Consider the following 8,079-nt stretch of genomic DNA (forward strand, 5'->3'; position numbering starts at 1 on the left):
TGTTCCCAGGGCTTATCACCCAAGCAAAACGGGTATTGGTACCCAAATAATTGGTGACATTGTCATATTGGATGTTGAAGTTGAGGGAAACCCAGGGGGAAAAATCATAAGCTGTGATCAAACGGAAAAGGTGGGTATCAAAGTCACCTTCAGCCAGCCTGACCCTACTGTGGATCCAGCTTCCTGTCATGTTCAGTCCAACAAAAGGCCTTACAAAAAGGTCTGCTGTAACCATGGTTTGCTCACCGGTCCAAAATCCGGCCTTGTCAAAGGTAAATTCACCGCCGACTCTTCTGAATCTAGCTGATTGGGCCGATATGCTGTAGCCCAAATTGTAATAATCTCCAGGCTGGATGATAAACTCTCCGTTTCTCAGGATATCAAAGGTATGGTCCAGAAATTCATAATTATGGTTGACCTCAAACTGCAGGATATCACCTGTTTCGAACCTGATGCCTAAAAACTGTAACCGGTGATTGACCGTAGCTGGCCTCCAGTCCATTTCCATGAGATATTCGAAATAATACTGCCAACTCAGTTCTCTGATGATGGCACTTTTACCGATCAAGGGATTATAGGTAATCGTAGGCTGAAGGCGCCTGAATCCCACTCTGGGGGCAAATCCCACGGCAGGGTCATAGTTGATGCCAAATTCCCTATAACTGACATGGGCATCCCAAGGTTGGTTGGGGAAATTGATTCTGGCTCCGCGGACTGATCTGTCCCAAAGGTTGGAGTTATCTCCCAGTTCGGTTTCGGTATGGGCTGCCATAAATGCCTCAAACTGCAGGTTTTTATTTCCCAGAAATCTAGAGGTATTGAGGCCTAGATCTGCCCCTAAAGTCTGTCTGGTCTGCAATGGGTCATCATCTGTATCCCTTCTGGTATACATGATACCAATAGTACTTTCTCCCGCAAAATTCTGAACTACGCGGCCTACCGTAAATGACTCTCCGGAATTTTCCTGACTTTCTCCGGTACGGACATGAAGAAATCCTACATCCGTATTACTGATTCTCCCTATCATTCTGGCGCCATACCGGATCGGTATGGGCCTTCCGTCCTGCAGACCTATTCTCCGGCTAAAGTAAGGATTGGGATTGCTGGAAGGCGCAAACTGAAATATATGGGAACCTTCCAGGAAGAAAGCCCGCCTCTCCGGAAAAAAAAGCGGAAAACGTGTCAGGTTTATCTGCCTATCATCCACCTCGGTTTCGGCAAAATCAGTGTTAATAGTAATACCTGCTTTCAGATTGGGCGATATATTGTAATTCAATTCCCCTCCGGCATTGTACCGGAATTCACTTTGTATAGGACTATCAGGATCGGGCCTTTGTCGGACCTCCGAGACAATCCCATAAGGAATCGCTTCCAGTCCAATTCCCTGGTTGATGCCGCTCAGCCCTGTTAGTTTACCGGCATCCTGTGGTCTAAGGATACCCTGATTGCGCCGGTGACCAGACCACAGTACTTCTTCGTTTTTCCTTCTGATGGTTCTCAAAAAATTGATTCCCCAAACCTCTGCGTTGGGGTCAAAATTGAGTGTCATGAAGGGTATTCTAATCTCTGCTGACCATCCTTCAGTATCCCTGCTAACCCAGGCCCTCCATATACCGTCCCATTCAGGTATCAGCCTTGAGCCCTGACTTACCCGCAGAAGTGCATCACTCATCAGACCTAATGGATTGACTTCAAAATAATAGGCAGAGCGCTTGTCGTTGTAAGTGTCCAGAATAAAAACAAACCTGTCATCAGTTAACAAAGATTGGTCTCTTCTCCTTTGGAAAGCTTTAATTTGATCTGGTTCGGAATCATAAAACCGGGCCCCTATATACAGGTATTGGTCGTCAAAGGCAACCCTGATGATGGTCCGTTCGGATGCAGGAGATCCTTCTACGGGCTCCATCATCAAAAAATTTGAAGCCACTTCTGTATTTTCCCAAAATTCTTCATCCACTTTCCCATCTAATTCTATCATTTCACCGGACTTGAGACGGTATGCCTCCAAAGACTTTGAATCTTGTGCCATCCCCTGAATAATAGGAGTAAAAAGGCACAAAAATAAAATTGGATAACTGAAAATTTTGGCAGAAAATCGCATAGAATCCGCAATTTACCTCATTAGAATCTGTCAAAATCCCAACTTTTTTATAAATGGTTTACAAGTTTTTGGTCTTGCATATTGAGACTACACACAACCTAATGCAGCTGCCAACCGAACACTACGACTATGTCTGATATGCCTGCCCATACAAACATGCCCATTGCTTACGGCCCCACTAAAAACTGAAAACTAGTCCATTGCTTACTGCTTACTTAAAAACTGCCCACTGCTACACACTGCCAACTGAAAACTGCCTACTGAACACTGATAACTGCCTACTGAGACTAAAAAATCCCATACTCAAATCCTAGCCTGATAGGTATAAAGTTGGTAATACCTTCCCTGAGATGCAATCAACTCTTCATGCTTGCCTCTTTCTTTTATTTCCCCATTTTCGATGACCAAAATCTGATCTGCCTGTCGAATGGTACTCAGTCTGTGAGCAATCACGAAGGTAGTCCGTCCTTTCATCAATTGTTTCAAACTTGCTTGTATCAGAGACTCGGATTCGGTATCCAAATTGGAAGTTGCTTCATCCAAAACCAGGATCTTTGGATCAGCCAAAATCGCACGTGCTATAGCAATCCTTTGTCTTTGTCCACCGGACAGTTTCACTCCCCGCTCTCCTATCAAAGTATCCAATCCATCTTCAAACCTATCTGTAAACTCCTGCACATGGGCAGCTTTTACAGCTTGAAGCAAGTCCGATTCTGTTGCATTTGGCCTTGGAAATAAGATATTTTGCTTGATGGTACCTTCAAACAAAAAATCATCCTGTAGCACCACTCCTAACTGAGATCTGTAACTTTTCAAGGATACTTTTTGCAAGTCGTTTCCATCAATGGTAATCAGTCCTGAATCAGGATTTAAAAATGAAGCTGCCAAACCTGCTATGGTGGTTTTGCCTGAACCTGATGTACCTACCAAAGCAGTCACCGACCCGGCCGGGGCATCAAAGCTGATGCCTTTGACCACCTCTTTTCCTTCCTCATAGGCAAAAGAAACATTCTGAAAACTGATATCCCCTTTAAAATTTGGAAGCATTAAATTTCTATATCCTTGCGCATCTTCCAAAGGATAATTCATGATTTCTTCGGTTCTGTCCAGTCCTGCAAAAGCTTCAGTCAGCTGACTGCCGATATTGCTCATCTGTACTATCGGAGCAATCATAAAACCAAGGTAAAGCGTAAAGGCCAAAAAGTCCCCAAAGGTCATTTGCTCATCCATAATCATATATCCACCTATCCCCATGATACCGGCAGAAGCCAGTCCCAACAGAAATGTAGCTGAGGAGGTCACAAAGCTGGTCGCTGTCAGACTTGCTTTCACATTGAGAAAAAGCCGCTCCACACCTGCTTCGAAAGTTTTGATTTCCTGCTCTTCGGCATTGAAACCTTTGATCACCCGGATACCTCCAAGAGTTTCGGTCAGCCTGCCCGTGACTTCTGCGTTGATTTTTCCTCTTTCTCTGAAAATAGGTCGGATTTTACCAAAAGCTTTCAAAGAAATCAATCCAAAAATAATCACCGGAACCAAGACATAAATCGTCATCATCGGACTGATATAGATCAACAGCACCAGTGAAATAACAGCCGTCAACACCCCACCAACCATTTGGGCAAACCCGGTTCCCACAAGGTTTCTCACCCCTTCCACATCCGTCATAATCCTTGAAACCAACTCACCTGTTTTGTTATTGTCAAAAAAACGGATGGGGAGTTGAAGAATATGCTTTTGTACTTTGGAGCGCAGAACAGAAATCAGATGCTGCGCTTCCACGCTTAGGATCTGGGTCAATGCATAAGAGGTGGTCGCCTGAATGGTGATGGCCGCCACCACTCCCAATACCAACCATTTGAGCAGGTCCAAATCATTGGAAGGGATCACATCATCAATCAATATTTTACTGGCACCAGGCAACACTAAGCCAGATAGTCTCGAAATGATGATCAAAAAAAGACCTAAAAACAATTGCTTTCTTCTTGGCCAGATGATGGTTTTGAACACAGAGGTCATGGTGACCTTGCTTTCTTTTGATTTAGTATTAGTCATGTTGATGGGTTAAAAACAGTTTGTAACATTAAAAAGGAATGGATTAGTTCTTTTGGACTTAAATCATTTTTCATCTGATTTCAGTATATTTGAATATGATAGTTGAGCGAACAGAAAAAGAAATTGAATTCAAAATTCCTGCAAATACTGATATCAAAGAACTTCAGAGAATTCTTGATTTCCTAAAATATAGGGAGGCTACCCAGGATTCCCAAGCGACCGAGGAAATCGCCAATAAATTGGCAGACGAATCAAAAGCAAATTGGTGGAAGGAAAATAAGCACATATTTAGCAAATGAACATTGTGGTATAATGAAAAACATCTTATTTATTTCCACGGTATTTTTAATCTTCTATTCCTGTACCTCAGAAAAAAAGCAAAAACCCACTGTCCTTCAAGTTGGCGTTTCCAAAGCTGTCATCAATCCGGCAATCGGAAGCTACATAGCAGGAGATAAGCAAAATAGAACCTTTACAGGTATCAAGGATAATCTTTATGCCAAGGCCATAGTGGCTTATGATGGTGAAACTGCCTTCGCTTTGGTCACCTTGGATTGTATAGGGCTATTGTATCAGGACTTACAAACCATTAGAAAAAAAGCTGCATTTGTGGATTTTGGAATTCCATTTTCTCCTGAAAATATCATTATCAGTTCGACCCATACCCATTCAGGGCCTGATGTTGTAGGATTATGGGGAAAAGACTACACCGAAAGCGGTGTCAGTCCTGATTACATGAAATTTTTATTTGAAACTGTTATTCAACAAATCGCATCCGCATCCAACAATTTAAAGCCAGCCACCACTAGCTATTCCCTGACCGAATTTGGGGAAGAATGGGTCGCCAATATCTGTGATGAGGAAATTGACCGGAGTGTGACTATCCTACAGTTTATAGATGACATGGGCAAAAGTATCGCAACACTGACCAATTTCGCTTGTCACCTTTCCGAAAGAAAAGACAAACCACCTGTTACTTATTGATATGAATTCTAAAACCCAAAAATGGACTGAATCTGTTGATCAGATTACACAAGGAGCAATTAATAGCTTTGTCAACATTCCTCTAGAAAATATCCATCTCAAACCCAATCCCAAAATCTGGAGCATTGCAGAAAACATCGAACACCTGATCACCATCAACAAAACTTATTTCCCGATTTTAGAAAGACTCAAAAACGGTACCTACCAAGGTGCATTTATAGGAAGATTTCCCTTTTTTACAAATTTATTTGGGGATATGATATTCAAATCCGTATCAGATGGTGGCAAGAAAAAGCAAAAAACCTTCCCCCTTTGGGAGCCAAAAATTCAACAAGGTGATGATACCATTTTAGAAAGATTCAAACAACATCAGGAAGAATTGAAAAGTTGGATAGTTCAGATGGAACCACTCATAAAAAAAAATCAGATCATTCATTCCCCCGCCAATAAATTGATCGTGTATTCTCTGGAAAAAGCAATCGAAATCATCATTGCCCACGAGCTCCGACACCTCGACCAAGCCAAAAACCTACTTTTAACAAAAATCTAAACCTTCAAAAAATCTCTGAAAACCTCTTTTGTCTTGAATCTTAAGTCTTATGTCTCTAATAAAAACCGAAAAACAAAAAATGCTCTCAGGCGATCTCTATCTCGCCTCAGATCCTGAACTTGCATCAGAAAGGCTTCATGCCCGGCAAATGACCAAACAACTCAATGATTCCAACCCTGATGAAACCGAACTAAGAGAAAGTATACTTCAAAAACTGATTGGAAAGAAAGGTAAGAACTTCTGGATAGAGCCTCCATTCTATTGTGATTACGGATACAACATTTCCGCTGGAGACGATGTTTTCTTTAATTTTAACTGCGTTATCTTAGATGTCACTCCAGTTAATTTTGGAAGCAGGGTGTTGGTTGGACCAAATGTCCAGTTCTATGCGGCTACCCATCCCACCGATTTCAAAGTAAGAGGAAGCTTGGTAGAATTTGGCAAACCAATAACCATCGGAGATGATGTCTGGATCGGAGGCACTACGATCATCTGTCCCGGAGTGACCATTGGATCAAGGTCCATCATCGGAGCAGGTTCAGTAGTCACCAAAGACATCCCCGAAGACGTTTTAGCCGCAGGAAACCCTTGTAAGGTGATTAGAAGTCTGGTTTGAAAATATAAATTTTGAACCACAAAAGTAACAAAAGAGGTAGGTAGCCTCTCATAAACTTTGTGGAATTTTGTCTCTTTTGTGGTTATTAAAAAAATACTTTGACTTTAACTTTCATCCAACCTAACCATGTTTTACTCCAAACGCGACCTCCATTTCCAGCTTTTTGAAAATATTGATGCCTTGTCGTTGACCTTCTTTGACTATTTCAAAGATCATAATCAGGAAACATTTGAATTGGTCTTGGATGCTGCTGATCAGATTGGGGTTACTTCTTTGAGACCATTGTTGACAGAAATGGATAGAAAGGAACCTCAATTGGTTGAAGGGAAAATTATCGTGCATGATGGCATGAAGAAGATTTACCGCCAATATGGAGAAGACGGTTGGATCAATGCCTGTTTCCCTTATGATGAAGGTGGACAACAACTGCCCAACACCATACAGGCTGCCGCAGGTTTTATCTGGCAGGCTGCCAATTATTCGGCCTCGGTTTATCCTTTTCTTACTTCAGGTGCTGCCAATCTGATCCGGACATTTGGAAGCAAGGAACTGGTGGCCCAGTTCACCCCCAATATGTACAATGGCAAGTGGCAAGGGACCATGGCCCTGACCGAACCTGATGCAGGTTCTTCCCTGACTGACCTTTCTACCTCAGCCACACCAACAGACACCGAGGGCGTTTACAATATCAAAGGACAGAAAATCTATATCTCCTGTGGAGACCATGATGCCTGTGAAAATGTGATTCACCTGATGCTTGCCCGAATCAAAGGCGCACCCGCCGCAGTCAAGGGCATTTCCATGTTTGTAGTTCCGCAGAAAAGAACCGATACCGGAGACTCCAATGATGTGTTGACAGAAGGACTTTACCATAAGATGGGTTACAAAGGCTCACCCATTGCCCACCTGATGATCGGTTCAAATGATGCTTGTGAAGGATTTTTGGTAGGTGAACCCAATAAAGGTTTGGCCTATATGTTTCAAATGATGAATGAGGCCCGGGTAGGTGTGGGCATGAATGCTGCGGCCATTGGCACCGCTGCCTATTACGCCTCCCTTGCTTATGCCAAGGAAAGACCGCAGGGACGAAAAATCGGGGAAAAGGATCCCAATCAGCCCCAAATCCCTATTATCGAGCATGCCGATGTCAAGCGCATGTTGCTCTTTCAAAAATCCATTGTAGAAGGTTCCCTTTCTCTATTGCTCTATTGTGCCAAATTGGGAGATTTCGTCCATGTGGCTGAAGGTCATGAAAAAGAAGAGGCTGTCCTCCTGCTTGACCTGCTGACTCCGATAGCCAAATCCTATCCTTCTGAAATGTGTTGCCTGACCACTTCGGCTGCCGTTCAGGTTTTGGGAGGTGCGGGATATACTACTGATTTTCCTGTGGAGCAATACTACCGTGAAGCCCGCATCCATCCCATACATGAAGGAACCACAGGGATTCATGGCTTGGATTTATTGGGCAGAAAAGTCTTGATGCAAGATGGCAAAGCGGTAAAGATTTTTGTTGAAAAAATAATGCTCAATATTGCAAAGGCCAAAGAAGAAAGCACCTTAATCCCCTTTGCCGAAAAGCTTGAAAAATACCTGCAAAGAGTACAAAAAATAAGCGGTCATCTAATTGCCAAAGCAGGAAAAAATCCCGAAGAATTCCTTGCAGATGCAACTTTATATTTGGAATATCTCAGTATCCTGACCATTGCCTGGCAATGGCTTCATCAGGGTCTAATAGCTCACCAAAACTTGTCCAAAGGTTCCCCGGAAAAAGAT

Annotated in this window: 7 protein-coding genes; 5 read left to right on the forward strand and 2 right to left on the reverse strand. The window is 42.8% G+C overall.

What is annotated here, in order from left to right:
• On the reverse strand, nucleotides 1-2,029 hold a 2,029-nt coding region (locus tag ACEW8U_RS06420; RefSeq protein WP_373521211.1), incomplete at its 3' end, for a DUF5916 domain-containing protein.
• Between the two features lie 375 nt (nucleotides 2,030-2,404).
• Nucleotides 2,405-4,156: an ABC transporter ATP-binding protein gene (locus tag ACEW8U_RS06425; RefSeq protein ID WP_373521212.1), complete on the reverse strand. Its 1,752-nt coding sequence runs from the start codon at nucleotides 4,154-4,156 to the stop codon at nucleotides 2,405-2,407.
• A gap of 95 nt (nucleotides 4,157-4,251) precedes the next feature.
• Here ACEW8U_RS06425 and ACEW8U_RS06430 point away from each other — a divergent pair, with 95 nt between their 5' ends.
• The 5 genes from ACEW8U_RS06430 to ACEW8U_RS06450 all read left to right on the forward strand — a co-directional run.
• Entirely contained in the window at nucleotides 4,252-4,455 is a 204-nt protein-coding gene (locus ACEW8U_RS06430; protein WP_373521213.1) for a hypothetical protein, read from the forward strand.
• Nucleotides 4,456-4,468: 13 nt separating this feature from the next.
• Nucleotides 4,469-5,140 (forward strand): neutral/alkaline non-lysosomal ceramidase N-terminal domain-containing protein, encoded by a 672-nt coding sequence (locus ACEW8U_RS06435; RefSeq protein ID WP_373521214.1) that lies wholly within the window; start codon nucleotides 4,469-4,471, stop codon nucleotides 5,138-5,140.
• 1 nt (nucleotide 5,141) lies between these two features.
• Nucleotides 5,142-5,690: a DinB family protein gene (locus tag ACEW8U_RS06440; RefSeq protein ID WP_373521215.1), complete on the forward strand. Its 549-nt coding sequence runs from the start codon at nucleotides 5,142-5,144 to the stop codon at nucleotides 5,688-5,690.
• A gap of 58 nt (nucleotides 5,691-5,748) precedes the next feature.
• Nucleotides 5,749-6,306 (forward strand): sugar O-acetyltransferase, encoded by a 558-nt coding sequence (locus ACEW8U_RS06445; protein WP_373521217.1) that lies wholly within the window; start codon nucleotides 5,749-5,751, stop codon nucleotides 6,304-6,306.
• A gap of 126 nt (nucleotides 6,307-6,432) precedes the next feature.
• On the forward strand, nucleotides 6,433-8,079 hold a 1,647-nt coding region (locus tag ACEW8U_RS06450), incomplete at its 3' end, for an acyl-CoA dehydrogenase (RefSeq protein WP_373521216.1).

It is taken from the genome of Aquiflexum sp., assembly GCF_041751335.1.
In the GTDB taxonomy this organism is placed as follows: domain Bacteria; phylum Bacteroidota; class Bacteroidia; order Cytophagales; family Cyclobacteriaceae; genus Aquiflexum.

What these genes read in the sequence shown, in the direction of transcription:
- ACEW8U_RS06425 (WP_373521212.1), bottom strand. Translation starts at nt 4,156, where the DNA reads ATGACTAATACTAAATCAAAAGAAAGCAAGGTCACCATGACCTCTGTG.
- ACEW8U_RS06440 (WP_373521215.1), top strand. Translation starts at nt 5,142, where the DNA reads ATGAATTCTAAAACCCAAAAATGGACTGAATCTGTTGATCAGATTACA.
- ACEW8U_RS06430 (WP_373521213.1), top strand. Translation starts at nt 4,252, where the DNA reads ATGATAGTTGAGCGAACAGAAAAAGAAATTGAATTCAAAATTCCTGCA.
- ACEW8U_RS06435 (WP_373521214.1), top strand. Translation starts at nt 4,469, where the DNA reads ATGAAAAACATCTTATTTATTTCCACGGTATTTTTAATCTTCTATTCC.